The sequence below is a fragment of the Streptomyces sp. TRM70350 genome, assembly GCF_019219825.1.
Taxonomy (GTDB): Bacteria; Actinomycetota; Actinomycetes; order Streptomycetales; family Streptomycetaceae; genus Streptomyces.
In genome coordinates, this window is record NZ_JAHUXH010000134.1 from 1 (window position 1) to 365 (window position 365).

The window sequence follows — 365 nt, forward strand, 5'->3', positions numbered from 1 at the left end:
GCCGTGTCCCGGGTCGATGAGCGCGAAAGTGTGGGGGAGCTCTGCCGCAAGCCGGGGCAAGGTGGAGCCTGCTGGGGCGATCGGGCGGGCCTCCGCCGGCACCTTCCAGACGGCTGGAGTGATGGGTTCGAGGCCGGTGAAGTTCTCGGGTCCTCGGGGGCCCGGTACCGGGTCGATCAGCAGGCGGTCCCACGCGTACGTGAAGATCACCGCCCGGCCGTTGTCGTCGCCGTACAGGGCGGCGTCAAGCATCGCGGCGGCGACTGCGTCGCCCCCTCCTCCTGCTGCGACGATCAACCGCGTCATGGGGCCAAGAGTACGGGGTCCAGTATTGACCACTCACCCTATAGTGGCCAGAGGCCATA

General features: G+C 68.5%; 1 protein-coding gene. It reads right to left on the reverse strand.

Going from position 1 to position 365, the window contains the following annotated elements:
• Positions 1-306: DUF1152 domain-containing protein (locus KWI83_RS37915; RefSeq protein WP_218518905.1), on the reverse strand; the 306-nt coding region annotated here is incomplete at its 3' end.
• Positions 307-365 lie beyond the last annotated feature (59 nt).